This is a genomic window from Mesorhizobium newzealandense, from assembly GCF_042682145.1.
Lineage (GTDB): Bacteria > Pseudomonadota > Alphaproteobacteria > Rhizobiales > Rhizobiaceae > Mesorhizobium > Mesorhizobium newzealandense.
On record NZ_JBHUGZ010000008.1, the window covers coordinates 132,390 to 157,401 of the forward strand.

A 25,012-nucleotide genomic window follows, 5' to 3' on the forward strand; every position below is an offset into this window, starting at 1 on the left:
AAAGCGGTTCCCACTTTTTCGGGATCATGCTCTAGCCGGCATGCGGCTTCTGCAGAACGTCGAATTGCGGGTTGGTCTCGGAGAAGATCGGCAGCGCGGCGGCACCAAGGACCGAAGTGTCCTTGCCGGCAGCGCCGACAAGGACCCGCGGCACGGTGCGGGCGCTGGTCGAGCTGACCGAGAGATACAAGGGGTCGAGCCGGCTCGCCAGAAGCTCGATGACGCCGACCGGCATGAAGCCGCCAAGGACCACGGTTTCGGGATCGAGCGCCAGTTCGAGCATGTTGATGGCCTGGCGCAGCGGATCGATTGCCTGGGCGACCCATGCTTCCAGGCTGTCCCCATTGGCCAGCAATGCCTGGAGCAATTCCGGCGAGGCATGATCGGGGTCGGGGATTTTCAGGCACTCATAGGCGGCGCGCAACGAGACATAGCGTTCGAGGCAGCCACGCTTGCCGCAGCCGCATTCGAGGCCGCCGGGCTTGACGATCGTGTGGCCGATCTCGCCGGCATTGTGGCGGCTGCCCTTGTAGAGATGGCCGTCAAGGAAGAGGCCGGCGCCAAGGCCAGTGCCGATGAACAAATAGACGAAACTGCCGAGGTTGCGGGCAACGCCATAGAGCCGCTCGCCGATGGCGGCGGCAGTGGCGTCGTTCTCGACCGTCACCGGAATGCCGGTCAGCCGCTGCAATTCCTCGGCGACGGGGAAATCCTGCCAGCCGGGCAGCGCGGTCGGTCCAACCGAGGTCATGCCCTCGACGTCGAACGGGCCCGGCATCGCCATGCCGATGCCAAGCAGGCGGTTGCGGTCGAAACGAAACTTGCGCATCAGGTCGCCGGCTATCGCGGCCAGCAAGGGCATCGCCTGCGCCGGCGTCGGCCGGTCGACCGGGCGCTCGATGCGGGCGCGAACCGTGCCGGAGAGATCAGTGATGACACCCACCGCCAGCTGATGGTCGAGCTGCAGGCCGATCGAATAGCCGCCGTCGGGATTGATCGAATAGGGGACCGCCGGCTGGCCGCGCGCGCCCTTCAGCGTGGCTTGCGCGCGAAGCAGCTCTTCCCGCTCGAGTTCCTCGACAATGTTGGAGATGGTCTGCGTGCTCAGCGCCGTCAGGCGAGCGATCGCTGCCCGCGACAATGCGCCGTTGGTCCGGATCGCTTCGATCACCACGCGGCGATTGTGTGACTTGGCCTGTTCGAGATTGGTGCCAGCGATGGCTTTCCTAGGGGTCATGTGCGCATTACCAACAAACTTTCCGCAGAAAACAAATCAAGTTGATTTAATTATACGCAATGGTAGCTACCACTTCTAGCCGGTTTCGCAATGAGAGCGCCATCGTGCCACGCGCGGATCAGGATTATTTGATGCGACCGGCGTCGCCGGCCGACGCCCAGCAACATGGCGGCGAAGGGCGCCGGGACAAGCGCCTCGATCTCGATGATGCGGGTCCTTTTCAGCATCGGCTTCTCCCTCCGCAAAGCATCGATCCGCCGCGATGGCGGGGAGGCTGCTGCCAGGGCGAACCGCTTTGCAATCCATCCGCCACTTCCATATATCGCATGGCATGAAGAAAATCGGTTTCCTGTCATTCGGGCACTGGACGCCCTCATCGCAATCACAGACGCGGTCGGCATCGGACGCACTGCTGCAGTCCATCGACCTCGCCGTCGCGGCCGAGCAACTGGGCGCGGACGGCGCCTATTTCCGCGTCCATCATTTCGCCCGCCAGCTCGCTACGCCGTTCCCGCTGCTGGCGGCTGTCGGCGCCAGGACCAGCCGCATCGAGATCGGCACAGCGGTCATCGACATGCGCTACGAGAATCCGCTCTACATGGCCGAGGACGCCGGTGCTGCCGACATCATTGCCGGCGGCCGGCTGCAGCTTGGCATCAGCCGCGGCTCGCCCGAGCAGGTGATCGATGGCTGGCGCTACTTCGGCTACGTGCCGCAGGAAGGACAGAGCGACGCCGATATGGCGCGCCATCACGCCGAGGTCTTCCTCGATACGCTGCGGGGCGAGGGGTTCGCACAGCCCAATCCACGGCCGATGTTCCCCAACCCGCCCGGCCTGCTGCGCCTGGAGCCGCATTCCGAGGGCTTGCGCGAGCGTATCTGGTGGGGTGCTGCCACCAACGCCACTTCGGAATGGGCAGCGAAGCTTGGCATGAACCTGCAGAGCTCGACGCTCAAATTCGACGAGAGCGGCAAGCCGTTTCACGTCCAGCAGGCCGAGCAGATCCGCATCTACCGCGAGGCCTGGAAGGCGGCCGGGCATCAGCGCGAACCGCGCGTCTCGGTCAGCCGCAGCATCTTCGCGCTGGTCGACGATCGCGACCGCGCCTATTTCGGGCGCGGCAACCAGAGCAGCGACCAGATCGGCTTCATCGAGGAAAATACCAGGGCGATCTTCGGGCGCAGCTATGCGGCCGAGCCGGATGTGCTCGTCAAGGAATTGGCGCAGGACGAGGCGATCGCCGAGGCCGACACGCTGCTGCTCACGGTGCCCAACCAGCTCGGCGTCGACTACAACGCGCATGTCATCGAGGCGATCCTGACCCATGTCGCTCCGGCGCTGGGCTGGCGCTGAACTCGGATCGATCAAGGCGGATAATGCAGGGAGAGACAAGATGCCGAAGAAAGCCTTGATTGCCTGGGGCGGCTGGCAAGGACACACACCGGAGCAGAGCGCGAAGATCGTGCGCGCCCTGCTTGAACGCAACGGTTTCGACGTCACGCTCGGCGAGGGCACGGCGATGTTCGCCGATCTGAAGCTTGCGTCCTTCGATCTCATCGTGCCCGTGATCACGATGTCGACGATCGAAAAGGCCGAACTTCAGAACCTGGTTCTCGCCGTTCGCCAGGGCAGCGGGCTCGGTGGCTTTCACGGCACGATGTGCGACAGCTTCCGCAGCGAAACCGATTATCAGTTCATGACCGGCGGCCAATGGGTCGCCCATCCCGGCGACATCATCGACTACACGGTCGCCGTCACCAGACCGGATGATCCGATCACAAGCGGCATCAGTGATTTCGCCTATCGATCGGAGCAATATTACATGCATGTCGATCCGGGCAATGAGGTGCTGGCCACGACCACCTTCACGGACGCGCATTTCCCCGGGATAGGCGGTGTCGTCATGCCGGTTGTCTGGAAGCGTCGCTACGGGGCTGGAAAGGTCTTTTACAGTGCGCTCGGACACAATGCCGACGAGTTCGCGGTTCCGGAGATGGCGCTGATTGTCGAGCGCGGCCTTGTCTGGGCCGCCCGCTAGGTAGGTTGCGGAAGGAGGACAGGAACATGACGGTGTCGGTTAAAGGCCTGCCCCTGCACACGCCGATCGATGGCCGGCACCGCAAGATGCTGATCGATGGCGCCTGGTGCGACGCGCGCAGCGGCCGCACTTTCGAGACGCGAAACCCCGCTACCGGCGCCGTGATCGGCACCGTGCCGTTGTCCGATTCCAGCGATATCGACCTCGCGGTGGCCGCCGCCCGGCGCGCCTTCGATGGGCCGTGGAGCCGGTTCAAGCCCTATGAGCGCCAGATGCTGCTGCTCAGGATCGCCGACCTGATGGAGCTGCACTGGGAGGAGATCGCGCTCTCCGACACGACGGACATGGGCATGCCGATCGTGCGCACGCTCGCCAACAAGAACCGGGTGCTCGGCATGCTGCGCTTCTATGCAGGCATGGCGACGTCGATCCATGGCCACACGATCGGCAATTCGCTGCCGGGCGACATCGTCTCCTACACGCGCAAGGAGCCGGTCGGCGTGGTCGGCGCCATCATTCCCTGGAACGCGCCGACAGCCGCCTCGATCTGGAAGATCGGCCCGGCGTTGGCGGCCGGCTGCACCATCGTGCTCAAACCCTCCGAGGAAGCGCCGCTGACGCCGCTCTTGATCGGCGCGCTGATGATGGAAGCCGGCGTGCCTCGGGGCGTCGTCAATGTCGTCACCGGCACCGGCACGGAAGCCGGCGCGCCGCTCGCCGCCCATATGGACGTCGACAAAATTGTCTTCACCGGCTCCACAGTGACCGGCCAGAGCATCCTGCGCGCCTCGGCCGGCAACATGAAGCGCGTGTCGCTGGAACTCGGCGGCAAGTCGCCGGTCATCATCTGCACCGATGCCGATCTCGAGCGCGCCGTGCCAATAGCGGCGATGTCGGTGTTTGCCAATTCCGGCCAGATCTGCATTGCCGGCTCGCGGCTGTTCGTCGAGCGGCCGATCTACGAGGAATTCGTCGAGCGGGTCTCGGCCTATGCGGCAAAACTCAGGATCGGCGACGGCGCGGATCCCGAAACCGAGATCGGGCCGCTGATTTCGCCCAGGCAGCTCGAACGCGTCACCGCCTTCATAGAGGACGGCACCAGGCAGGGCGCCCGCCTGGTCACCGGCGGCAACCGCATCACCGAAGGCGGGCTCGGTGCGGGCAACTTCATCGCGCCGAGTGTGTTCTCGGGCGTGACCGACGACATGCGCATCGCCCGGGAAGAGATCTTCGGCCCGGTGATCTCGGCGCTGCCGTTCGACACGCTGGACGAGGTGGTGCGGCGCGGCAACGACACGCCCTATGGACTGGGCGCCGGCGTCTTCACCCGCGACGTCGGCAAGGCGCACCAACTGGCAAACCGCCTGCGCGCCGGTTCGGTCTGGGTCAACACCTATCACGCGATCGATCCGGCGGTGCCCTTCGGCGGCTACAAGATGAGCGGCTACGGCCGCGAGGGCGGTGCCGAGCATCTCGACGAATATCTCAACACCAAGGGGGTCTGGATCAGGACGGATTGAGAGAGCGGTTGGAAACTCTACTCCTGCGGTGGCGCTCTATGGCGCCCCCCTCTGTCCTGCCGGACATCTCCCCCACGAGTGGGGAGATTGGCAGTTTTGGCGCAGGCTCTCTTCCTATCACGTCGAAGATTGGCCAAGGCCGCGGTGACGGCTAATCTCCCCACTCGTGGGGGAGATGTCCGGCAGGACAGAGGGGGGCGCGAAGGAACTCTACAGTGGGTGCGCTACTTCACCAGTCACCCGATGCCGCCGGTGACCGCATAGGCGCCGGCGGTGCGGCCATCCTCCAGCCGCACCACGGCTGTCACGATCGAGCCGTACGAGCCGCGCCAGATGCTGTGGAAGCGCTGGTGTTCGGCGGCCGGGACGAGCACACGTCCGCTGAGGCGGGCGCCGCTTCGCTGCAGCGCGACGGCCTTTCCGTTGACGTGCACCTTGACGCTGCCCGCTCCGTTCGCCTCGCCGGGCAGGTCGAGCGTGATGGTGATCTCGTGCTGATCGGCGGACGGCCGCGTCTCGGCGGCAAGCGCGATGGTGAGCGCGGGCGCCGTGCTGTTCCCGGCTTGGCCGGAGAGGCTTGAAAAAACATCGTCGGCCAGTTCAGGCGTGCGCGGCGGGCGGCTGCGGCGCTGGGTGGAGCGTTCGAAATCGCCGGCCATGCGCAACAGCCTTTCGTCGTCATAGGCCTTGCCGGCGAAGGTGAGGCCGACCGGCATGCCGATGTCGGCCATCGTCCCCATCGGCACGGTGACGGTCGGGATGCCGAGATGGCGCCAGACCAGATTGCCGTTGGCGACCCAGGTGCCGTTGCGCCAGGCAAGGGCGGCGGACGCCTCGTTGATGTCGGCATCGGCCGGCCCGACATCGGCGGCGGCGGGCAGCACCACGGCGTCGATGCCTTGCGCGTCCAGCCAGTCCTCGAAATCGATCCGCCTTGTCGCTTCCAGCCCTTTCAGGCCGTCCGCGAGCGTCGGGATATCCGCGGCCGGTGTGACGCCGGATCGCGCCCGCTCGACATATTCCGAGAGGTCAAAGCCGCCCTCATAGCGGTCGGGCAGCGTGCCCGGCGGCTGCGGAAAGATTTTTCCGCCATCGACCGAGACGAGATCGGGCAGCGCCGGGTCGGCGTTGGCGCGCAGGAAATCATCCCACGCCCAGATGCAGAGATCCCAGATTTCGCGGTCGGCGAATTCTTCTGGCACCAGCCCGCGCTCGACCATGCTGCGCGCGCCGGGCCGGTCGCGCTCATAGTTGGAGACGACGGGGAAATCGACCTCCACCACCTCGGCGCCAAGCCGCCTCAGATCGGCCGCCGCCTGTTCCCACAAGGCAAGCACTGAAGCGCGGGTTTCGATGGGCGCATCGGCCCCCGTGTCGCGGCCGATATACATTTTGGGCACGCCGAGCCGCATGCCTTTCAGCGACCCCGCAAGCTCGAGGTCCGTGTAGCGCGGCGGCCGCACGTCGGAGCTTTTCGGCAGCGCGACCCAGGGCTGCACGCGCCAGAAATCGCCTCGTGTCTCAGGGTCGACGGCGACGATCACGTCGAGCAGTTCGAGCAGGTCGGGCACGTTGCGCGTATGCGGCACCGCGACATCCATGGTCGGCACCAGCGGCCAGTTGCCACGCACCGAAATGACGCCGCGCGACGGCGTGTAGGCGACCAGCGCGTTGTTGGTGGCCGGCGCGCGGCCGGACGACCAGGTTTCCTCGCCAAGCCCGAAGGCGCAGAAGCTGGCTGATGTCGCCGTACCGGAGCCGTTCGACGAGCCCGACGCAAAGGCGGCGGTCAGGTAGTCGGCATTGTAGGGGCTTTCGGCGCGGCCATAGACGCCGCGCTGCATGCCGCCATTGGCCATCGGCGGCATGTTGGTGAGGCCGATCAGCACGGCGCCGCCGGCGCGCAGTCGTGCGATGGTGAAGGCATCCTCGTTGGCGACGAGATGTTCGAAAGCCGGGGAGCCGGCAGCCACCGTCAGCCCGGCGACCTTGTAGCTGTCCTTGGCGGTGTAGGGGATGCCGTCGAGCGGCCCGAGCACGGCGCCGTTGCGGCGCCGCTGGTCGGAGGCGGCGGCCTCCTCGAACATCGCAAGATTAAGCACCGGGACGGCGTTGAGGCTGATCCCGTGCCGGTCGAAATGCGCGATGCGCCTGAGATACGCTCCGACCAGTTCGACGCTGGTCGCCGTGCCGTCGTCGAGCGCGCGGCGCAACTGGTCGATCGTCGCTTCGACGATGTGGAGGCTGGCATCGGTCATCGCTGGTTCCAAGGCTGTCGGCTCAGCGTCATGGATGACCGCGGCCGCAGGCTTGGGCAAGAGCCAAACGCGCTTGACGGCAGTCTTTGGCGGCATTTGGCATAGCCGCGATACCGCGTCTGCCGGGCTCGCGAAACCGCTCCCTTTGGGAACCTTTGTCCGACTGGCGATTTTGGATGTATGGTGTGATTCCGAATGGCCAGGAGGTTGCCGATGACCACGAAATGCGTTGCGATCTTGGCTCTCGCTTTCGCGATGGGCTCAACCATTTGCGCTTCGGCGTTCGCTGGCGACCGACATCACCACCACAAGGCCCAGTCCGAACGCTACGTTCCCGCCGATGACGATCTCATCGACGTCCTGTTCGGCGGCCAGCGTTACTATGATCAGCAGCTGTTCACCACGGCGGCCGGAGCGTGCTCCTACCATCGCGTCGGGCCCGACGCGAATGCATTGAACAAGATCAACGATCACCATTGCGGGAAGTAGAAACTCTACTCTGGCTGATATCTGATGGCGTTTTCTGCGCTTCCGGTGCTCACGGACCCAAATGTCCGCTGTGCTCGTCGCTCCGCGACCCCGAAACAACCACCATATGACTCACCAGAGCGAGTTTCGAAACAGGCTCAATGCCGGCCGCTCTCCTTCATGCGCTCGATGATATCGGCCATCAGCGCCAGGTCGCGGCGTGAATCGGCGAGGTCGGTCAGCGGCCTGGTGCCTTCGCTGATGTGGCGGTGGAAAATCTCCAACTCGTTGGAGAAGGCGTCGCCATAGAGCGGACCGATGGTCCTGGTCACCGGGCCGAGCGGGCCGGCGTCGGTCACCTCCAGCCGCGTCGGCAGGCTGCGGATATAGGGCGTGTCGTAGATGATGCGCACCCGCCTGGTGTTGGAGCGCACCTCGATCATGGCGTCGAACAGGCCGAGATCGTCGACCACCGCGTCATACAGACAAGCGAAATGGCCGTAGTCGAAGGTGATGCTGGTGTTGGCGCCGCCATTGGTGCGGTGCGCGGCGAGCACGCGCGCCGGCTCGCCGAGCAGCCCGCGCATCGCCGAAATGTGGTGCGACGACAGTGCCGTCAGCCCGCGATAGGCGCGCACCAGATCGGCGGGCGCGTCGGCGCCGACGACTTCGCGGATCAGCGCATCGCGTTCCTTCGTGCCACGCGCCAGCAGGGCAGGATCGATGTCCTGGGGGTAAAGGACGTTCTGGCTTTTCCTGAGGAAATGCCGGCCTTCCGAGATCAGGTCGAAGATGCGGACATGGGTGATGTCGGCGAAGGCGGGCAGTTCATCCCTGGCCGCCAGATAGGCCGGCGCGTAGCGGCGCATGTAGCCGACAAAAAGCGTCTTGTCGTAGCCCGGCATCAACGCCAGCACGTCGTCAATCTCGCGCACCGTAAGGCAGGCGGGCTTTTCCAGCAGGATGTGCTTGTTGGCCTTGATCGCGGCACGCACGAAGCGGCTGTGGGTGTCGTCGGACGACAGCACGAAGACCGCGTCGATGTTGGGCGAGTTGATCAGCGCCTCGGCCGTCTCGTAGGTTTTTGCCGTCGGGTACTGCGATGTGCACAACGCCACCAGGCTTGGCGACACGTCGTGCACGCCGGCGATTGTCCAGCGGTCTCGCTGATCGCCCAGCACCGGCAAATGGATCGACTGCGCGACTTCTCCAAGACCGACAAGCCCGACACGGATCACCGCCACGGCACACTCCTTTTCAACTTCAGCCAACTTGTTTGTTTTCACACCGCGCCGGTGACCAGCGCGACGAGTTCGTTGCCTGATGTTTCCGAGGCGCGCACGGTCGCTGCCATCTTTCCCGCTCGCATCACCCAGATCTGGTCGGACAGGCGGCGGACCTGATCGAAATTGTGGCTGACCAGGATGACGCTGACCGACTGATCGCGCAGGCGCCGGATCAGCGCCTCGACATTGGCCGTTTCCTGCACGCCGAGTGCGGCCGTCGGCTCGTCCATCACCACCAGCTTGGCGCCGGAGCCGACGGCGCGGCAGATCGAGATCGCCTGCCGCTGGCCGCCTGACAGGCGCCTCACCCGCTGGTTGATCGACGGCACGTTAATCGACAGCCGCGACAGCATGGAGCGGGCCTCGCGTTTCATCGCCTTGCGGTCGAGGAGGGCGAAGGGGCCGATGCGGCGCACGATCTCGCGGTTGAGGAACAGGTTCTGCGCGACCGTCAGTTCGTCGATCAGCGCCAGGTTCTGGTGCACGGTCTCGATGCCGGCCTTGCGCGCCTCGTCGGGATTGGCGAAGGGCCGCGCCCGGCCATCGAAGAACAGGCTGCCGGCATCCGGCTGATGGACGCCGACCAGGCTGCGGATCAGTGTCGACTTGCCGGCGCCATTGTCGCCGATGACGGCGGTGACCTCGCCGCGGCGGGCCTGGAAGGCGACGTCGGTGAAGGCGCGGATGCCGCCGAAATGCTTGCTCAGCCCTTCGCAGGCGATGATCGCATCGGCGGCGGGGATGTGATTGGCAGCGCTCATTTCTGGTACCGCATGATCAGCGCCGCCAGCACCACGATGGCGCCCACGGCAAGCGGTTGGTAGAAGGCCGACACGTTGAGCAGGGTCAGGCCGTTGACGAGCGCGGTGAGCATCAGCGCGCCGATGGCCGGGCCGAGAATGCTGGCGCGGCCGCCGAACAGGCTGACGCCGCCCAGCACCACCGCCGCCACCGAGTTCAGGAGCAGGCTGGTGTTGATCAGCGGCTCGGCCGAACCGATGCGCGCGACCAGAAGCAGCGATGCGATGCCGGCGCAGAAACCGGAAATCGTATAGGCGGCGATCTTGACCCGGTCGGTGTGAATGCCGAGCGCGCCGGCGCTTTCGGTCTGGCCGCCGGTCGCCAGCAGATGGACGCCGAAGCGGGTGTGGTAGAGCGCGATATGGGCCACGATGACGGCCGCGATCGCCACCCAGACCGGATAGCCGAACGGTCCGAAGGAACCCGACGCCAGGCGCAGCAGGAAGGTCGAGCCGACCATGGTCGGCTCGCCGCCTGACAATATGAGACCAAGGCCGGTGATGCCCGACAGCGTGCCGAGCGTCACCACGAAATCGGGGATCTTGCCGGCGGTGATGATCAGGCCGTTGAGGAAGCCGACGGCGCTGGTGGCGGCGACGGCGAGCACGCAAGCGATGAAGATGCCGTAGCCGGCGGCATTGACGAGGCCGAGAATGATGGCGCCGAGCATGACGGCGGCCGCCAGCGACAGGTCGATGCCTGACGTCGCGACGACGAAGGTCTGGCCGATCGACAGCACGACCAGGATAGCCGCCGCCAGCAGCAGTGCCTGCAGATTGGCGACGCTGAGAAAGACCGGCTGGGCAATGCCGAAGACGATGACGAGGCCGACCAGGCCGACGACGGACGCCCAGTCTGCCCAGAAGGAAGGATCAAGGAGGAGAGCCGACAGGGAGGGGCGGCTCTCCTCCGCCGCGCCCGCCGAATGGGCGGCGGGTGCGTTGTCCGAAGGCAAGCTCACTTCAGCATCTCGCGGAAGGGATCGGGATAGTCGCCGCCGGGGCGCGGGAAGTTCTTCAAGGACGCTTCCGCATTGTCCTTGTTGATCAGCAGCACCGGTGCCGGCACGTTGGCGGGCAGTTCCTTGCCCTTGGCAGCCACCGCGCAGGCTTCGACGCCCATGGCGCCGACGACATAGGGGTACTGGGCGACGGTGGCGGAGAGTTCGCCGGCGGCGATCGATTTCAGCGCGTCGACGATGCCGTCGAGGCCGATCACCTTGACGTCCTTGCCCGAGGTCTGCACGGCGCGTTCGACGCCGAGCGCCATGATGTCGTTGGCGGCGAAGAAGCCGGCGAGATCGGGATGGGCGGCGAGGATATCGGTGGCGGCGGTCAACGCCTTTTCGCGATCCCAGTCGGCGCTGACCATCACCACCACTTCGAGCTTGCCTTCGACGGCCTGCTTGAAGCCCTTGATGCGGGCGTTGCTGCCGACATCGCCGACGATGCCGGCAATGAGAGCGACCTTGGAGCCCTTCGGCACCAGCTTCAACATCTCCTCCCCGGCCAGCGCGCCGGCGGCGACGTTGTCGGTGCCGATATAGGTCGAAACGGCAAAACCGGCGGCCTTGGCCTGCTCGGGGTCGATGGTGCTGTCGATGTTGACGATCGGCTTCTTCTTCTGGGCGACCGGCACCAGCGCCTGGACGAGGTTGGAGACGCTGATCGGATTGACCAGGTAGCAATCGAAATCCTGCATGGCCATGGCGGTCAGGCGGTCGGCCTGGCCGGTGGCGTCACCCATGTTGGCGGCGGCCTGGACGCTGACATTGACGCCGCTGGCCTTGCCCTGCTCTTCGATGCCCTTCTGCATGGTCTGGAAGAATGGGTTGTCGAGGCCTTTGACGATGGCGGCGACTTTCGCCGCGTCCTCGGCGTGGACGGGCGCTGAGATGATGGTAGCAATCATGCCTGCGCCAAGCAGGCCTGTGCTGAGTTTCAGGCAATTGAACGTGCGCATGTTTTTCCTCCTCCTGATTACTTTGACGACCTGCATCAGGTTCGTTGTTCGGCGAATGAAATGGCTGAGAGGACGCAAGCGACCCCAACGCCTGGCGTAGGGAGCTGCCGACAAGCCGATGCCGGCCTCCGGATGGGAAGGTTGCGGTCCCGGTTCGGGTCCTCTTTCGTCAGGCATTGCTCCTCCCAGAGCGCTGGCCGATGCCTGCCAGCATTTCCGCATGTTTTATAAAAAATTGACACGCGTCAAGATTTAAAATGGTGCGCAGTGATTTTACCTGTGCTGCGCCGCGGCATTGGCTGGCTTGCATGACAGAAGCCAAGCTGTGCGCTACAACCACGACGCGAATGCCGTACCGAGGGAGCCTCTTGGCCAGCACCGGTTTTGGTCGCTACTTTTGTGCAGGTGGCGAGATTGGGGAATGGATCGTTTGAAATCCTGAAGACGGTCGGCCGCTTTCAGATGCGTTGCAGGCTTGAGCACAGCGGCGGACGCCACTTCAAAAAATCATACCGTAAGGGAAACGAGGCCCTGTCGTAAAAAGCGCGGGTGAGGCATGGGGAGCAGGGAGAAGGCTGTGGAGCTGTGGGAGGTGACACGATGTCTGATCAGGACGATCTGATCCGCACGGCCATCGGGCGATTGCTTTCCGAGAAGACCGGCGCCGCCGTCATATCGATGAGAGAGAGCGTTGCCGAGCTTTTGGCGCTGACCGGTGCCGCACTGGACGAAAGCCTGCAGGATCTGCTGCTCGAAATGGCCGAAGTCCGCGGCATGATGGTCGTTCTCGATCTTTAGGACCTCGACCGGCCGGTCGTGCCCATGCAAATCAACCGGGCGATGTTGCCCGCCTTCTTGCAGATCTGAGAGGCCCCGCGCGACGTATTGAACAAGCTCCATACCGCTCCGGGTCAAGTCCGACGCTTTGCGCCCCATTTGTCGATGATTCATCCAAATTGCGATATGTGCGGCTTCACCCGGAACCGGTATGAGATCCTACAGGCGACAAATCGACGGAGCGACATCATCAGCGGTACTCTGTTTAGGTTTCCGAGTGCGCGGCCGGTGAGAATTGATCGGCTCGCCAAGGCAGGCGATGCGCCGTGGCGACATGCGGGTTAGAGGAGGCTTGAAGTCCCAGGTGATGATCAACCCGTCCAAAATGCTTCGCTCCCTCGTCGGCGCATGGGTGGCGCTGGCTGTGGTGTCGATATCACCTCGCCATTCATTTGCAGCGCCCAAAACCGCCGTTGCGACGAACGACTTTCTCAATAGCATCGGCGTCGTTACCACATTCCCCGATCGAGGCCAGCCTTTGGCTAGGACTGTCGAAATGGTCCGCTATTGCGGCTTTCGATGGGTAAGGGCGGGAATAGAAGGTCTGAGCGACAAGGGCCCCACAACCATCCAAACCTTTCTGGAACTGCATCGCGAAACCGGCGTGCGTCTGAGTTGGGGATTGGTCAGTGGTGGGACGGATGTGAAGAAGCTGGTCGAAACGGGTAAGGTGCTTGCTGAAGCCGGCGCGCTACTCGCGTTCGAGGGCAACAACGAGCCGAACACCTGGGGTGTCACCTATCAGGGCGAGAAAGGCGGCGGTGGGGAGCCTTCATGGATGGCGGTCGCAAAGCTTCAGCGCGATCTCTATCAGGCGGTCAAAAGTGATCCGGTACTTGCGAAGTATCCTGTCTGGTCGATCTCCGAACCCGGCGCGCAGCGAGACAATGTCGGCCTTCAGTTCCTTACGATCCCACCCGGCGCCCAAACCAAGATGCCGGACGGCACGACGTATGCCGACTACGCCAATGTGCACAACTACATCTATCACTCGCATTCTCCGTATCCGGCGGACAACAAGACATGGCACGCTGCCGATCCGACCGCCGCAGCCAAAGTGGACGGGCTATTCGGCAACTTCGGTGTCACGTGGGCGAGAGGGTTTCGGGGCTACACCCAAGAGCAACTCAACACGCTGCCGCGTGTCACGACCGAGACCGGGACCACGATCGGAGGTCCGGTCACGGAGCAAATGCACGGCTTGAATTTGATGAGCTTGTACCTCGCGCAGTTCAAGCGCGGCTACGCCTATACATCGGTCTATCTGTTGCGGGACCGTAGCGACGAAGACGGCAATCAATCTTTCGGCTTCTACAAGGCTGATTATTCACGCCGCCTGGCTGCGATCTACCTTCACAACCTTACGACGATTTTGGCGGACAAAGGTATCCTCGCCAGACCCGGCCAACTCGACTTCACGATCGCAGACCAACCCGAGACCGTTCACGATCTACTCCTGCAGCACAGCGACGGCACGTTCCAACTTATTGTGTGGGGCGAACGGTTGAGCGGTCAAGATCGCGTGACGGTCCATTTTGGCGAGACGCGCGCGTTGGTAAGAACCTACGATCCAACAATTGGCGTTGAGCCTGTCGGAACACTGAGCGATGTGCGTTCGGTCGAAATTACGCTCAGTGACCATCCGATTATCATCGCGCTTTCGCCCAGCCTGCAATGATGGAGCCGTCTCTTTGCGTGCGCGACCTTCGCGCGGATTTGCGGTGAGGGGGCGGCAAGGGCGGGGCTAGAGCGGTTCATCGTTTCACGGAAACGCAGAACCGCTCTATCTCTTTGTTTGACGCAATTCCGGACGGAAGACCGTTACACACTTTTCCTGGAATTGCTCTAACGCGGCTCAATCAGCGTCCGCGCCGCATCTTTCCCCGCCGCGAGGATGCGATCCGACAATTCCGTTCCTTCCATTGCGCGGGCCAGTTGCAGCGCGCCGATGAGCGTTGCAAAGACACCCAGCGCCGCGCCTTCCGGATCCTTGGCCCGCGGAAGGGCTTCAGCCAGCTGGCGCACCAAAGTCAGCAAGTGGTCGGCATAGACTTCGCGGGTTTCAGATGGCTGACGCGCGAGTTCCGGCAGCAGCGCGGCGGACGCGCAACCCTTTTCCGGATTGTCCCGGTGCTCAGCTGACAGATACACCTCTATGCCCATCTCCGGGCCGCCGGAGGCCAGTGCTTCCGCCAGTTGCTGCGACTGAAGCTCCATGGCCGCCGCCACGCTTTCGCGGACAAGCTCAGCCTTGGATTGAAAGTGCGGATAGAAGGCGCCGTTGGTAAGCCCGGCGTCGCTCATGATGGTTGCCAGTCCGGACGCAGCGATGCCGTCGCTGCGAAAACGGTCCGCGGCGACCTCCAAGATCCGGCCGCGTGACGCGTCCTTTCGGCCCTTTTCGTAGCGCATGGCTGCATTCCTTTCTGCTATTGCATTATGGTCGTAATTTGTTATTATGAGTGTAATTCAACCGGGGCGAAAAAGCTAGCCCTCCTGCGTTTGGAGCACGAAATGAATATCAATTCTGGAAAAACCGCTGTCGTGACCGGAGCCTCCTCGGGCATCGGCCGCGCCAGCGCCGAGGCCCTGGCGCGGGCGGGGTTCACTGTCTTCGGGACGAGCCGCCGCAAGGCCGGCAACGAGCCGGACGGCGTGACCATGCTGGCTTGCGACGTGACCGACGGCGAGGCCGTCGCTGCACTCGTTTCGACGGTCCTGTCGCGGACCGGCCGGATCGACCTCTTGGTCAACAATGCCGGCGTCGGTCTGCTTGGTGGCGCCGAGGAATCCTCGGTCGCACAGGTGCAGGCGCTGTTCGACGTCAATCTGTTCGGTGTCATCCGCATGACCAACGCGGTGTTGCCGTCGATGCGGCGGCGGGGCGAAGGGCACATCATCAACATCGGCTCGATACTGGGATTGGTGCCCGCCCCATACTCAGCGCATTACTCGGCGGTCAAGCACGCACTCGAGGGCTATTCGGAATCGCTCGACTACGAGGTTCGTGCGTTCAACATTCGCGTCTCGGTCATCGAGCCTGCATTCGTGCGTACCGTCTTCGACCAGAACGGCATCGAGCCGGATTCGCTGCTGAAGGAATACGATCGGGCTCGGGCCGGGCTCAAGGCGCTGCTGAGCGAGGTGATGCCGACAGCCGATCGGCCGGAGGTGGTGGCGAAGGTGGTCGTCAAGGCGGCGACCGATGCCCGTCCGCGCCGGCGCTACACCGCTGGCAAGGCCGCGCGGCAGGTCAGCCTGCTGCGCCGCTTTGCCCCCGCGGGGATATTCGACAAGAGCTTGCGCAAGCAGTTCCGCCTGCCGGCTTGAACACAAGCAGGCGAAGGAGTTCACGCATATGAGACTGGCAACCACAACACAGTTGGTCAGACGCCATAGCGCGGAGGTGTCAAACATGACACGTACATTCAATCCGTCGCCCCATTCACGGGTATCGTTCCAGGACGCGCCCACCCTCTCTGTCGATGTCGGCGGTACGGCATTTGTTTACCGGGAACTCGGACCCAGGACGGGCGTGCCGGTGATCCTGCTCAACCATCTGGGCGCCCAGCTGGACAATTTTGATCCACGCATCGTCGATGGCCTCGCTGCGACCCGGTGGGTGATTGCCTTCGACAATCGCGGCATCGGTGCTTCGGCTGGCAAAACGCCGTCAACCATCTCCGGGATGGCGCGCGATGCCGTCGCCTTTATCCGGGCGTTGGGCTTCGAAGAAGTCGATCTCTTCGGCTTTTCACTCGGTGGCTTCGTGGCGCAGGAGATTGTGCTGAGCGAGCCCAGGCTTGTCCGCAAACTCATCCTGTCCGGCACCGGGCCGGCGGGCGGCCAGGGCATCGACAAGGTGACGCCGCTGACGATTATGGACATGATCAAGGGCGCGCTGACTTTTCGGGATGCGAAATACTATCTCTTCTTCACAACGACGCCGAATGGGCGCCGCGCCGCGAGAGCATTTCTGGAACGGCTGAAGGAGCGCCGGACCAACCGGGACAAGCCGATATCGCTGAGCGCGTTCGGTGCGCAACTCAAGGCGATCAGGGCCTATGGACTGCAGGCGCCGCAAGATCTGGGCGCTATCAACATTCCTGTGCTGGTTGCGAATGGCGATCAGGACAGGATGGTGCCGAGCGCCAATACCTACGATCTCGCCCGACGTATCCCGGGGGCGCAACTGGTGATCTATCCGGATGCCGGGCATGGCGGGATCTTCCAGAATTACGCCGATTTCGTCCCGAAAGCCCTTTCTTTCGTCGAGGCCTAGCGCCCAAGAAACAATTTCAGAAAGTCACGAGCATGAAAGCATTCGTTGTCGACAAGTATAACAAGAAGGGCATCCTGCGGCTGGCCGAGATGCCGGAGCCGGAACTCCAGGACAATGATGTCCTGGTCGAAATCCATGCCGCTGGAGTGAACCTCCTCGATTCCAAGGTCAGGACCGGAGAGTTCAAGCTCATCCTGCCCTATCGCCGGCCCTTCATCCTGGGCCACGACGTGGCGGGGACGGTTGTCCGGGTGGGACTCAAAGTCCGCAAGTTCAAACTCGGCGACGATGTCTATGCGCGGCCGCGCGATGGCCGGGTCGGGACGTTCGCCAAGTTCATCGCCATGGACGAGGCCGACGTGGCCCTGAAGCCCAAAAACCTCAGCATGGAGGAGGCGGCCTCGATCCCCCTGGTCGGCCTGACCGCCTGGCAGGCGCTCATTGAAAGGGCAGACCTGAAGAAGGGACAGAAGGTCTTCATCCAGGCCGGCTCCGGCGGCGTGGGGACATTCGCCATTCAACTGGCAAAGCACCTCGGCGCGACCGTTGCCACGACCGCTGGTGCAGCGAGTGCCGATCTGGTCAAGGGTCTCGGCGCCGATGTCGTCGTCGACTACAGGAAAGACGACTTCGAGAAAGTCCTGTCTGGCTACGATGTCGTCTTGAACAGCCAGGACGCCAAGACGCTAGAAAAATCGCTGAATGTGCTGAAGCCGGGTGGCAAGCTGATCTCCATCTCCGGTCCACCGGATCCGGAATTTGCCAGGAAGCAGGGACTGAACCTGGTGCTGAGGTTGTTATTGCGCCTGTTGAGCCGCGGTATCCGGACCAGAGCCAGGCGCCGTGGCGTGAAGTTTTCGTTCCTTTTCATGGAAGCGCAAGGCGATCAGCTGAGCAGGATCACCTCGCTCATCGAATCCGGAGCAATCCGCCCGGTTGTCGATCGGGTCTTTCCGTTTGAAGCGACCAATGAGGCCCTCTCCTACGTCGAAACAGGACGTGCCAAGGGCAAGGTCGTGATCAAGGTCAGGTAGCCTTCCATGTCGGGCCGGTGTTCGACCTCGACTGGATGCTGCTGATGATGACGGTGGTGGGCGGCGCCGGCACGCTGTCCGGGCCGGGTCCTGAGCAACCCTTTGTGGACATTCCGTTTCTGCCGAAGCCAGTCGTCAAATTGTTGCAACTTTGTTGTCGGCTGTAGGTTATCCGACTACTAACAGTGTTCGACACGGAGTCCCAACCAATTGAGTGTAGCATTTGCCAAGGAGGAAAGCGCCGAGGCAGCATCGGAAACCATCCTGCCGGCGCGCCCTATCTCCAATCGGATCAACCTCGTCACCGAGACGGGCCTCAAGATGCTGCAGGATGAATTGGCTCGCGCTCAGCAGGCTCTCGAAGCCGCTAACGTGCTGGAAGATGTCAACGAGAGGCGACGGCAGTCGGCGGTTCCGGTTCGCGATATGCGCTATTATTCTGAACGCGTCCGTACGGCTCAGCTTATGTCGGCGCCGACGTCCAATGAAGTGATCGCCTTCGGTCACACCGTTACCTTCGAGCGTGACGATGGCCGCACTCAGACCTTCCGCATCGTCGGCGAGGATGAGGCCAACCCGTCTGAAGCTTCCATATCGCATGGTTCGCCGGTTGCCATCGCGCTGATTGGCAAAACCGTTGGCGACGTTGTCCAGCTAGGGCAGCGCGAAATCGAGATCCTGTCCATTTCTTAGTTGGACATCGGGGTTACGACGCGCGACCGAATTGCAGGCACGTTCTGGACCTCGTCACGGTCATCCGCCGCTGTCACGTTTGATATTCCGTGAGTGAAGCGCAGCGAGTGACCACATTGTGCTGACCTTGCCGAGGACGAACGTCTGACCTAAACCCCATCCCGGACCTCAAACAAATTTGGTGCGACTGTTTGGGACCGGGCGTAGTTGCGACATTTGCCCTATCCGGACGTGTGAGCAGTGCTGTGGGCAAACCGTGATGCGTGGATTTTTTCGTTCGGCTGCTGCGATGATCGTGATGTCCGGCGTGACTGGCTGCACCAGCATTTCCTACTACGCGCAATCCCTGAAGGGTCATGTGGAGATCATGACGGCGCGCCAGGATGTCGGAGAGCTGATCGAGGATCCTTCGACCCCTGAGGCACTACGCGCTCGAATGGTATCGGCGAGCGCCATACGGCAGTTCGCGACAGATGAACTGGCGCTGCCGGACAACAATAGCTACCGCAGCTATGTTGACGTTGGTCGGGACTCGGTGACATGGGCCATCTTCGCCGCGCCGGAATTCTCGCTGACGCCACGAACATGGTGCTTTCCGGTGTTCGGATGCGTTCCGTACCGAGGATACTTCTCCAAAAGGTCTGCGATTGAAGCCGCTGTCGAACTTCAAAGCCAGGGCCTGGACGTCTATGTGACGGGCATCACTGCATATTCCACGCTTGGCTGGTCAAGTGACCCGCTGCTAAGCACGATGCTCAGCCAAGATAAAACGTATCTTGCAGGGCTGGTTTTCCATGAACTGGCCCACCAGCGCGTCTATGTGAACGACGATTCCGCATTCAACGAGGCGTTCGCTGTCGCCGTCGAAACAACCGGCGTGAGGAAATGGCTGCGCGCGGCTGGTGATATCGCCGGATTGCGCCGTTACGAAGCCGGTCGAAAGCGCAAGACCGAATTTCTTGCGCTGCTGTCGCACACCCGGGACGAGCTAGCGCATGTCTATGACGACGCGGGTACCTTGGACCAGAAGCGGGCCGCAAAGAAAGCCGCGATCGAACGGCTGCGGATGCGCTACCGCGAGATGCGCGACAGGCGCTGGGGTGGATACCGGGGATATGATGTCTGGTTCAATGCTCCGATTAACAACGCGAAACTCGCCGCGACTTCCGTTTACGGCGATCAGGTGGCGACGTTTCTCCGCTTGTTCGACTTGTGTTCGGGCGACTATCCACGGTTCTTCGCGTCGGTTCGACGGATCGGAGCGTTAGACAGGGCTCACCGCGCCGAAGCGCTCAAGACGGCAGCTACATGTGATCGAGCCGGTCCAAGCTGAAGTCCCCAAGCGGCGCGGTGCAGGAATAGCTTTTGCGAGTCGGTCGCTCCCACTGCATTTCGGCGCCTCCAAAGCAGACACTCAGCCAAGCCGGCGCTGTTGACCTAAGCGGACATCTTGTCGAAGAGGATTCCGTTCAGAACTCGCGGATGGAAGGATCGGCGCGTTGCACCTACTGAGTAACCCGACATCCCTCTGGATAGCGGTCGTGCAGGCTCGCGTCCGACGCGGGACTAGATTAGGCTGCAGCGAAGCCGCTTGATCGACCGGGGAGGGCGCAGGCAGGTATGGAGCGAAGGCTTACCGCGATACTTGCTGCCGATGTGGTTGGCTACAGCCACCTCATGGGCGAGGACGAGGTAGGCACGCTCGAACGCTTGAAGGGTTGCCGTCGCGAACTGGTCGACCCCGCGATCAAGGAATTCCACGGCCGCATTATCAAGCTCATGGGCGACGGCGCGCTCGTCGAGTTCGCCAGCGTCGTCGATGCCGTCCAGTGCGCTGCCGTGATCCAGCGCCGGATGGCGGAGCGCAACAAGGGCACCGCTGATGCCCGGCAGATCCGGTTTCGCATCGGCGTCAATCTCGGCGACGTCATCGTTGAGGGCGATGACATCTATGGCGATGGCGTGAACATTGCCGCGCGCCTGGAGGCCATGGCCGAGCCAGGCGGAATCTGCATCTCCGGAACCGCATTCGATCATGCCGTCCACAAGGTGGACGTCGGCTTTGCCAGTCTGGGAGAGCAGCGCCTCAAGAACATCGCCGATCCGGTTCGCGCCTATCGCCTCTTGCTCGATCCCGCGGCCTCGGGAAAGGTCACGGCCGCGCCCCACCGGCCGGGCCTGCGCGTCATGATCCTGGCAGGCGCCGCCGCCCTGGCGATTGCCGCGATTGCCGGCATTTTTGCGTGGCAGAAGTTCTCGGTGCCATCGCGGCCATCGGTTGCCGTGCTGCCGTTTGCAAACCTCGGCGGCGATCCAGGCCAGGACTATTTCGCTGACGGCATCACCGAAGACCTGATCACCGACCTCACCAAGCTTTCCGGTCTGGACGTCATCGCGCGCAACTCGGTGTTCGCCTACAAGGACAAGCCTGCAGCGCTGGCGGACGTCGCGCGCGACCTTGGCGTCCGCTTCGTCGTCGAGGGGAGCGTCCGCCGCACTGGTGAGCAGATCCGCCTCAATGCCCAGCTCATCGATACGGCAACGGGCGACAATCTGTGGGCCAACCGGTTCGACCGCGGCATGGCCGGCGTGTTCAGTGTTCAGGACGAGATGAGCGCGGAGATCGCCAAGGCGCTTGGCATGCAACCTTCGGCAGCGGAAAGCGAGCGCATGGCGCGCCCGCCGACCGAAAACCTCGAAGCCTACGACTTCTACCTTCGGGCCGAGCAGACAGCACGAACCGGCCGGCGCGACGGGCTGCGGCAGGCGCTCACGCTCTACGACAAGGCGGAGGAACTCGACCCCGCTTTCGCCGAAGCCTTCGCGGCCGATGCAAGCACGACCGTCTATATCTGGCGCGAATCGTTCAACGACATCATGCAGAGCGCGCCCGCGCGCAAGCGCGCCTATGAGAAGGCAAGCCGTGCGCTGCAGCTCGACCCGGACCTTTCGTCGCCTTATGCGATTCTTGGCATCATGCAGGTCGTGGATCGCCGCTACGAGGAAGCCATCGCTTCGGCCGAGCGAGCCGTCGCACTCGGCCCCGGCGATGCGGAGACGCAAATAGCTCTAGGATACGTGCAACTGTTCGCCGGCAATCATGCCGAGGCAGCCGCAGCGGTCGAGACGGCGCTCAGGCTCGATCCCAATCTTTCACCCATCAACCGGCAAATTGCCGGTCTGGTCTTTCTCATTCAAGGTAGCAACGACAAGGCGATCGAGGCGCTCGAACGCACGCACGACGATGCGCCGTCAGTCGGAGATTTCAGAATTACCCTCGGTGCCGCTTACGCCCGCGCCGGCCGCCTGAAGGATGCGAGGGCGGCGGTCGCCGAGGGACTAGGTGCCATGTCGACACCGGGGTTCGATTCATTGTCCGCATACCGGGTCAACGGTGCCCAATACCGTAATCCCCGGGATTTCGCTCTCATCATCGACGCTTTGCAGCAGGCGGGCTTGCCCGAATGGCCGTTCGGCTTCACCGGCGACGAGCACAACCGCTTGAAGGGCGGGGAAATCGCTTCGCTGGTGCTGGGCCATACGCTGCAGGGCCAGCTAGAACCCGGTCTCCAAACAGCCTTCCTTCAGATCGGGAGCGATGGCAAGGCGGCCTTCCGCTCGACGACGCGGCTGGTCACCGAGACCGTCTACGTCAATGGCGACCTCTTGTGCGAGCTGAGCGAGAATATGTTCGGGCGCCCCGACTGCGGACCTGTCTACAAACGCCGCGACGATGGAGGCGGCGGCTATTCCTTCGTCAACTCAAGCAAGGTGTTCCACTTCGCGGTGGTTCAGTAGATGCGCGCGTCGGTCGCGCACGCTCGCGTCCGGCGCGGGACTAGATTAGGCTGCAGCGAAGCCGCTTGATCGACCGGGGAGGGCGCAGGCAGGTATGGAGCGAAGGCTTACCGCGATACTTGCTGCCGATGTGGTTGGCTACAGCCACCTCATGGGCGAGGACGAGGTAGGCACGCTCGAACGCTTGAAGGGTTGCCGTCGCGAACTGATCGACCCCGCGATCAAGGAATTCCACGGCCGCATTATCAAGCTCATGGGCGACGGCGCGCTCGTCGAGTTCGCCAGCGTCGTCGATGCCGTCCAGTGCGCTGCCGTGATCCAGCGCCGAATGGCGGAGCGCAACAAGGGCACAACTGATGCCCGGCAGATCCGGTTTCGCATCGGCGTCAATCTCGGCGACGTCATTGTCGAGGGCGATGACATCTATGGCGATGGCGTGAACATTGCCGCGCGCCTGGAGGCCATGGCCGAGCCAGGCGGAATCTGCATCTCCGGAACCGCATTCGATCATGCCGTCCACAAGGTGGACGTCGGCTTTGCCAGTCTGGGAGAGCAGCGCCTCAAGAACATCGCCGATCCGGTTCGCGCCTATCGCCTCTTGCTCGATCCCGCGGCCTCGGGAAAGGTCACGGCCGCGCCCCACCGGCCGGGCCTGCGCGTCATGATCCTGGCAGGCGCCGCCGCCCTGGCGATTGCCGCGATTGCCGGCATTTTTGCGTGGCAGAAGTTCTCGGTGCCATCGCGGCCATCGGTTGCCGTGCTGCCGTTTGCAAACCTCGGCGGCGATCCAGGCCAGGACTATTTCGCTGACGGCATCACCGAGGATCTGATCACCGACCTCACCAAGCTTTCCGGTCTGGACGTCATCGCGCGTAACTCGGTGTTCGCCTACAAGGACAAGCCTGCAGCGCTGGCGGACGTCGCGCGCGACCTTGGCGTCCGCTTCGTCGTCGAGGGGAGCGTCCGCCGCACCGGCGAGCAGATCCGCCTCAATGCCCAGCTCATCGATACGGCAACGGGCGACAATCTGTGGGCCAACCGGTTCGACCGCGGCATGGCTGGTGTGTTCAGTGTCCAGGACGAGATGAGCCGGGAGATCGCCAAGGCGCTCGGCATGCAACCTTCGGCAGTGGAGAGCGAACGAATGGCGCGCCCGCCGACGAACAATCTCGAGGCCTACGATTACTATCTACAAGCCGAGACGGCGTCACGCAGCGTCCTGCTGGCCGGGTTGCGGGAGGCGCTCACGCTCTACGACAAGGCGGAGGAACTCGACCCCGCTTTTGCCGAAGCCTTCGCGGCCGACGCGCGCACGACCGTCTATGTCTGGCGCGAGGCCTTCAACGACGTCATGCAGAGCGCGCCCGCGCGCAAGCGCGCCTATGAGAAGGCAAGCCGTGCGCTGCAACTCGAACCGGACCTTTCATCGCCCTATGCAATTCTCGGTATCATGCAAGTCGTGAATCGCCGCTACGAAGATGCGATTGCCTCTGCCAAGAAGGCTGTTTCAATCGGTCCGGGCGATGCAGAGGCGCAAGCAGCCCTTGGATATGTTCAGTCATACGCCGGCAATCATGCCGAGGCAGCCGCAGCGGTCGAGACGGCGCTCAGGCTCGATCCCAATCTTTCACCCATCAACCGGGAAGCTGCTGGGCTGGTTTTTCTTCTCCAAGGGAATGTCGAGAAAGCGATCGAGACTCTCGAACGCACACGCGACGATGCGCCCACGGTTGGCAACTTTCGGTTTACGCTCGCTGCGGCGTATGTCCGCGGCGGCCGTTTACCGGATGCGAAAGCCGCAATCGCCGATGGGCTCCGCCTCGTAGCGGGGTCCAGCTACGTGGACTCCTTGGCTGGGTGGCAGATGACTCACGCACATTTCCGGAACCCGCAGGATCTGGCGATCCTCGTCAACGCACTGCGCCAAGCAGGCCTACCCCAATGGCGCTTCGGCTTTACCCCGGACGAAGCCGACCAGTTGAAGGGTGCTGAGATCGCGTCCCTCGTCATTGGCCATACACTGCAAGGCCAGATCGAACCCGGTCTCCAAACAGCCTTCCTTCAGATCGGGAGCGACGGCAAGGCGGCTTTCCGCTCGACGACGCGGCTGGTCACCGAGACCGTCTATGTCGATGGCGATCTCTTGTGCGAGCAGAGCGAGAACCTGTTCGGGCGCCCCGACTGCGGTCACGTCTACAGGCGCAACGACGCAGCCGGCAAAGGCTACTCCTATGCCAATACAAGCAAGGTGTTTCACTTCACGGTGGTTCAGTAGACGCGCGCGCGCGTCTCAGTGATACTTGTCGAACTCCAAATTGGCCGCGACCTTCGGCCAGTTGGCATCGGCTTTCGGTATCCATTCATCCGCATGCGCGGCGAAATCATCCGCATTGCCGACGTCGTAGATCAGGTAGAGCTTGCCGTCGATAATCTTGAATGCTTCAGGATCGACGTTGACCGTTACCCCTCCGCCCACGACTTCGCCGGCGCAGTAGCCGCCATATTGAGGAGCGTACCTGACCGGGTCGCTCATGAACATTTCCTGATGTTTCTTGCTGGCGAAATGCCAGGGTGTTCCCAACCAGTTGTAGGAGATGTTCTCGGAGCCCTTCACTGCCTTGCCGTCGGTGAAATAGGCGACCGTGTCGTAGCCCATGATCGCCACACCGCCGAAATAGCCGGTGTTTACCGAATCGTCGGCCCAGGCCGATCCCGCGCCGACGACCGCAGCTACCGCGACCAGGGCAGCCGCTCCCAAATTTCGAACCAGTCGTGACTTGATCATCGTGCTCATCTG

Annotated in this window: 22 protein-coding genes and 1 pseudogene; 14 read left to right on the plus strand and 9 right to left on the minus strand. The window is 63.0% G+C overall.

Features of this window, described 5'->3' with window-relative positions:
- Window positions 1-31: 31 nt before the first annotated feature.
- Window positions 32-1,237 (minus strand): ROK family protein, encoded by a 1,206-nt coding sequence (locus tag ACFSOZ_RS13620; RefSeq protein WP_379098519.1) that lies wholly within the window; start codon window positions 1,235-1,237, stop codon window positions 32-34.
- A 331-nt stretch (window positions 1,238-1,568) separates the two neighbouring features.
- Here ACFSOZ_RS13620 and ACFSOZ_RS13625 point away from each other — a divergent pair, with 331 nt between their 5' ends.
- The 3 genes from ACFSOZ_RS13625 to ACFSOZ_RS13635 are packed head-to-tail and all read left to right on the plus strand — an operon-like array spanning window position 1,569 to window position 4,796.
- Window positions 1,569-2,591, plus strand: a complete 1,023-nt coding sequence (locus ACFSOZ_RS13625) for an LLM class flavin-dependent oxidoreductase (protein WP_379098522.1) — start codon at window positions 1,569-1,571, stop codon at window positions 2,589-2,591.
- A gap of 40 nt (window positions 2,592-2,631) precedes the next feature.
- Window positions 2,632-3,276 (plus strand): ThuA domain-containing protein, encoded by a 645-nt coding sequence (locus tag ACFSOZ_RS13630; protein WP_379098525.1) that lies wholly within the window; start codon window positions 2,632-2,634, stop codon window positions 3,274-3,276.
- A 26-nt stretch (window positions 3,277-3,302) separates the two neighbouring features.
- Window positions 3,303-4,796 carry an aldehyde dehydrogenase family protein gene (locus ACFSOZ_RS13635; RefSeq protein ID WP_379098528.1) on the plus strand — a complete coding sequence of 498 codons (1,494 nt, stop codon included), beginning with the start codon at window positions 3,303-3,305 and terminating at the stop codon, window positions 4,794-4,796.
- Between the two features lie 43 nt (window positions 4,797-4,839).
- On the opposite strand, the pseudogene ACFSOZ_RS13640 reads toward ACFSOZ_RS13635, so the two are convergent.
- Together ACFSOZ_RS13640 and ACFSOZ_RS13645 are read right to left on the minus strand one after the other, a co-directional pair.
- Window positions 4,840-4,997 (minus strand): annotated as a pseudogene (locus ACFSOZ_RS13640) (ABC transporter ATP-binding protein); the annotation flags it as partial.
- A 35-nt stretch (window positions 4,998-5,032) separates the two neighbouring features.
- A complete protein-coding gene (locus ACFSOZ_RS13645; RefSeq protein WP_379098531.1) occupies window positions 5,033-7,054 on the minus strand; it encodes an amidase in 2,022 nt (673 codons plus the stop codon).
- Between the two features lie 213 nt (window positions 7,055-7,267).
- On the opposite strand from ACFSOZ_RS13645, the gene ACFSOZ_RS13650 reads away from it, so the two are divergent.
- The gene (locus ACFSOZ_RS13650; RefSeq protein WP_379098534.1) at window positions 7,268-7,543 is read left to right on the plus strand and encodes a hypothetical protein; all 276 of its coding nucleotides are present in this window, start codon (window positions 7,268-7,270) and stop codon (window positions 7,541-7,543) included.
- A 137-nt stretch (window positions 7,544-7,680) separates the two neighbouring features.
- Here the strand turns inward: ACFSOZ_RS13650 and ACFSOZ_RS13655 are convergent, their stop codons facing one another.
- From ACFSOZ_RS13655 to ACFSOZ_RS13670, 4 genes are read right to left on the minus strand one after another with little or no spacing between them, the layout of a single operon-like run.
- A complete protein-coding gene (locus ACFSOZ_RS13655) occupies window positions 7,681-8,766 on the minus strand; it encodes a Gfo/Idh/MocA family protein (protein WP_379098819.1) in 1,086 nt (361 codons plus the stop codon).
- Between the two features lie 38 nt (window positions 8,767-8,804).
- On the minus strand, window positions 8,805-9,569 hold the full coding sequence (locus tag ACFSOZ_RS13660; RefSeq protein WP_379098537.1) for an ATP-binding cassette domain-containing protein: 765 nt from the start codon (window positions 9,567-9,569) through the stop codon (window positions 8,805-8,807).
- Entirely contained in the window at window positions 9,566-10,570 is a 1,005-nt protein-coding gene (locus tag ACFSOZ_RS13665; RefSeq protein WP_379098540.1) for an ABC transporter permease, read from the minus strand. Before ACFSOZ_RS13665 ends, ACFSOZ_RS13660 begins: the two co-directional genes overlap by 4 nt.
- On the minus strand, window positions 10,567-11,571 hold the full coding sequence (locus ACFSOZ_RS13670) for a sugar ABC transporter substrate-binding protein (protein ID WP_379098543.1): 1,005 nt from the start codon (window positions 11,569-11,571) through the stop codon (window positions 10,567-10,569). The genes ACFSOZ_RS13665 and ACFSOZ_RS13670 overlap by 4 nt, the downstream gene beginning before the upstream one ends.
- Window positions 11,572-12,171: 600 nt before the next feature.
- Here ACFSOZ_RS13670 and ACFSOZ_RS13675 point away from each other — a divergent pair.
- Together ACFSOZ_RS13675 and ACFSOZ_RS13680 are read left to right on the plus strand one after the other, a co-directional pair.
- Window positions 12,172-12,369, plus strand: a complete 198-nt coding sequence (locus ACFSOZ_RS13675; protein ID WP_379098545.1) for a hypothetical protein — start codon at window positions 12,172-12,174, stop codon at window positions 12,367-12,369.
- A gap of 331 nt (window positions 12,370-12,700) precedes the next feature.
- Window positions 12,701-14,086, plus strand: a complete 1,386-nt coding sequence (locus ACFSOZ_RS13680) for a glycosyl hydrolase (protein WP_379098548.1) — start codon at window positions 12,701-12,703, stop codon at window positions 14,084-14,086.
- Window positions 14,087-14,253: 167 nt separating this feature from the next.
- Here the strand turns inward: ACFSOZ_RS13680 and ACFSOZ_RS13685 are convergent, their stop codons facing one another.
- Complete coding sequence (locus ACFSOZ_RS13685; RefSeq protein WP_379098551.1) at window positions 14,254-14,820, minus strand: TetR/AcrR family transcriptional regulator; 567 nt, start codon at window positions 14,818-14,820, stop codon at window positions 14,254-14,256.
- Between the two features lie 102 nt (window positions 14,821-14,922).
- Here ACFSOZ_RS13685 and ACFSOZ_RS13690 point away from each other — a divergent pair, with 102 nt between their 5' ends.
- From ACFSOZ_RS13690 to ACFSOZ_RS13725, 8 genes are all read left to right on the plus strand, one after another.
- Complete coding sequence (locus ACFSOZ_RS13690) at window positions 14,923-15,738, plus strand: oxidoreductase (protein ID WP_379098556.1); 816 nt, start codon at window positions 14,923-14,925, stop codon at window positions 15,736-15,738.
- 85 nt (window positions 15,739-15,823) lie between these two features.
- Window positions 15,824-16,690 (plus strand): alpha/beta fold hydrolase, encoded by an 867-nt coding sequence (locus ACFSOZ_RS13695; protein WP_379098822.1) that lies wholly within the window; start codon window positions 15,824-15,826, stop codon window positions 16,688-16,690.
- 32 nt (window positions 16,691-16,722) lie between these two features.
- Window positions 16,723-17,724: an NADP-dependent oxidoreductase gene (locus ACFSOZ_RS13700; protein ID WP_379098562.1), complete on the plus strand. Its 1,002-nt coding sequence runs from the start codon at window positions 16,723-16,725 to the stop codon at window positions 17,722-17,724.
- Window positions 17,725-17,741: 17 nt separating this feature from the next.
- Complete coding sequence (locus ACFSOZ_RS13705; RefSeq protein ID WP_379098568.1) at window positions 17,742-17,891, plus strand: hypothetical protein; 150 nt, start codon at window positions 17,742-17,744, stop codon at window positions 17,889-17,891.
- 43 nt (window positions 17,892-17,934) lie between these two features.
- The gene (gene greA, locus ACFSOZ_RS13710) at window positions 17,935-18,417 is read left to right on the plus strand and encodes a transcription elongation factor GreA (protein WP_379098571.1); all 483 of its coding nucleotides are present in this window, start codon (window positions 17,935-17,937) and stop codon (window positions 18,415-18,417) included.
- A gap of 259 nt (window positions 18,418-18,676) precedes the next feature.
- Window positions 18,677-19,750, plus strand: coding sequence for an aminopeptidase (locus ACFSOZ_RS13715; RefSeq protein WP_379098574.1), 1,074 nt, complete (start codon window positions 18,677-18,679; stop codon window positions 19,748-19,750).
- Between the two features lie 287 nt (window positions 19,751-20,037).
- Window positions 20,038-22,215: a tetratricopeptide repeat protein gene (locus ACFSOZ_RS13720; protein WP_379098577.1), complete on the plus strand. Its 2,178-nt coding sequence runs from the start codon at window positions 20,038-20,040 to the stop codon at window positions 22,213-22,215.
- A gap of 94 nt (window positions 22,216-22,309) precedes the next feature.
- Window positions 22,310-24,490, plus strand: coding sequence for an adenylate/guanylate cyclase domain-containing protein (locus ACFSOZ_RS13725; RefSeq protein ID WP_379098580.1), 2,181 nt, complete (start codon window positions 22,310-22,312; stop codon window positions 24,488-24,490).
- A gap of 15 nt (window positions 24,491-24,505) precedes the next feature.
- Here the strand turns inward: ACFSOZ_RS13725 and ACFSOZ_RS13730 are convergent, their stop codons facing one another.
- Complete coding sequence (locus ACFSOZ_RS13730; protein ID WP_379098583.1) at window positions 24,506-25,009, minus strand: YHS domain-containing (seleno)protein; 504 nt, start codon at window positions 25,007-25,009, stop codon at window positions 24,506-24,508.
- Between the last annotated feature and the right edge of the window lie 3 nt (window positions 25,010-25,012).

What these genes read in the sequence shown, in the direction of transcription:
- ACFSOZ_RS13620 (WP_379098519.1), bottom strand. Translation starts at nt 1,237, where the DNA reads ATGACCCCTAGGAAAGCCATCGCTGGCACCAATCTCGAACAGGCCAAG.
- ACFSOZ_RS13625 (WP_379098522.1), top strand. Translation starts at nt 1,569, where the DNA reads ATGAAGAAAATCGGTTTCCTGTCATTCGGGCACTGGACGCCCTCATCG.
- ACFSOZ_RS13630 (WP_379098525.1), top strand. Translation starts at nt 2,632, where the DNA reads ATGCCGAAGAAAGCCTTGATTGCCTGGGGCGGCTGGCAAGGACACACA.
- ACFSOZ_RS13635 (WP_379098528.1), top strand. Translation starts at nt 3,303, where the DNA reads ATGACGGTGTCGGTTAAAGGCCTGCCCCTGCACACGCCGATCGATGGC.
- ACFSOZ_RS13645 (WP_379098531.1), bottom strand. Translation starts at nt 7,054, where the DNA reads ATGACCGATGCCAGCCTCCACATCGTCGAAGCGACGATCGACCAGTTG.
- ACFSOZ_RS13650 (WP_379098534.1), top strand. Translation starts at nt 7,268, where the DNA reads ATGACCACGAAATGCGTTGCGATCTTGGCTCTCGCTTTCGCGATGGGC.
- ACFSOZ_RS13660 (WP_379098537.1), bottom strand. Translation starts at nt 9,569, where the DNA reads ATGAGCGCTGCCAATCACATCCCCGCCGCCGATGCGATCATCGCCTGC.
- ACFSOZ_RS13670 (WP_379098543.1), bottom strand. Translation starts at nt 11,571, where the DNA reads ATGCGCACGTTCAATTGCCTGAAACTCAGCACAGGCCTGCTTGGCGCA.
- ACFSOZ_RS13675 (WP_379098545.1), top strand. Translation starts at nt 12,172, where the DNA reads ATGTCTGATCAGGACGATCTGATCCGCACGGCCATCGGGCGATTGCTT.
- ACFSOZ_RS13685 (WP_379098551.1), bottom strand. Translation starts at nt 14,820, where the DNA reads ATGCGCTACGAAAAGGGCCGAAAGGACGCGTCACGCGGCCGGATCTTG.
- ACFSOZ_RS13690 (WP_379098556.1), top strand. Translation starts at nt 14,923, where the DNA reads ATGAATATCAATTCTGGAAAAACCGCTGTCGTGACCGGAGCCTCCTCG.
- ACFSOZ_RS13695 (WP_379098822.1), top strand. Translation starts at nt 15,824, where the DNA reads ATGACACGTACATTCAATCCGTCGCCCCATTCACGGGTATCGTTCCAG.
- ACFSOZ_RS13700 (WP_379098562.1), top strand. Translation starts at nt 16,723, where the DNA reads ATGAAAGCATTCGTTGTCGACAAGTATAACAAGAAGGGCATCCTGCGG.
- ACFSOZ_RS13715 (WP_379098574.1), top strand. Translation starts at nt 18,677, where the DNA reads ATGCGTGGATTTTTTCGTTCGGCTGCTGCGATGATCGTGATGTCCGGC.
- ACFSOZ_RS13720 (WP_379098577.1), top strand. Translation starts at nt 20,038, where the DNA reads ATGGAGCGAAGGCTTACCGCGATACTTGCTGCCGATGTGGTTGGCTAC.
- ACFSOZ_RS13725 (WP_379098580.1), top strand. Translation starts at nt 22,310, where the DNA reads ATGGAGCGAAGGCTTACCGCGATACTTGCTGCCGATGTGGTTGGCTAC.
- ACFSOZ_RS13730 (WP_379098583.1), bottom strand. Translation starts at nt 25,009, where the DNA reads ATGAGCACGATGATCAAGTCACGACTGGTTCGAAATTTGGGAGCGGCT.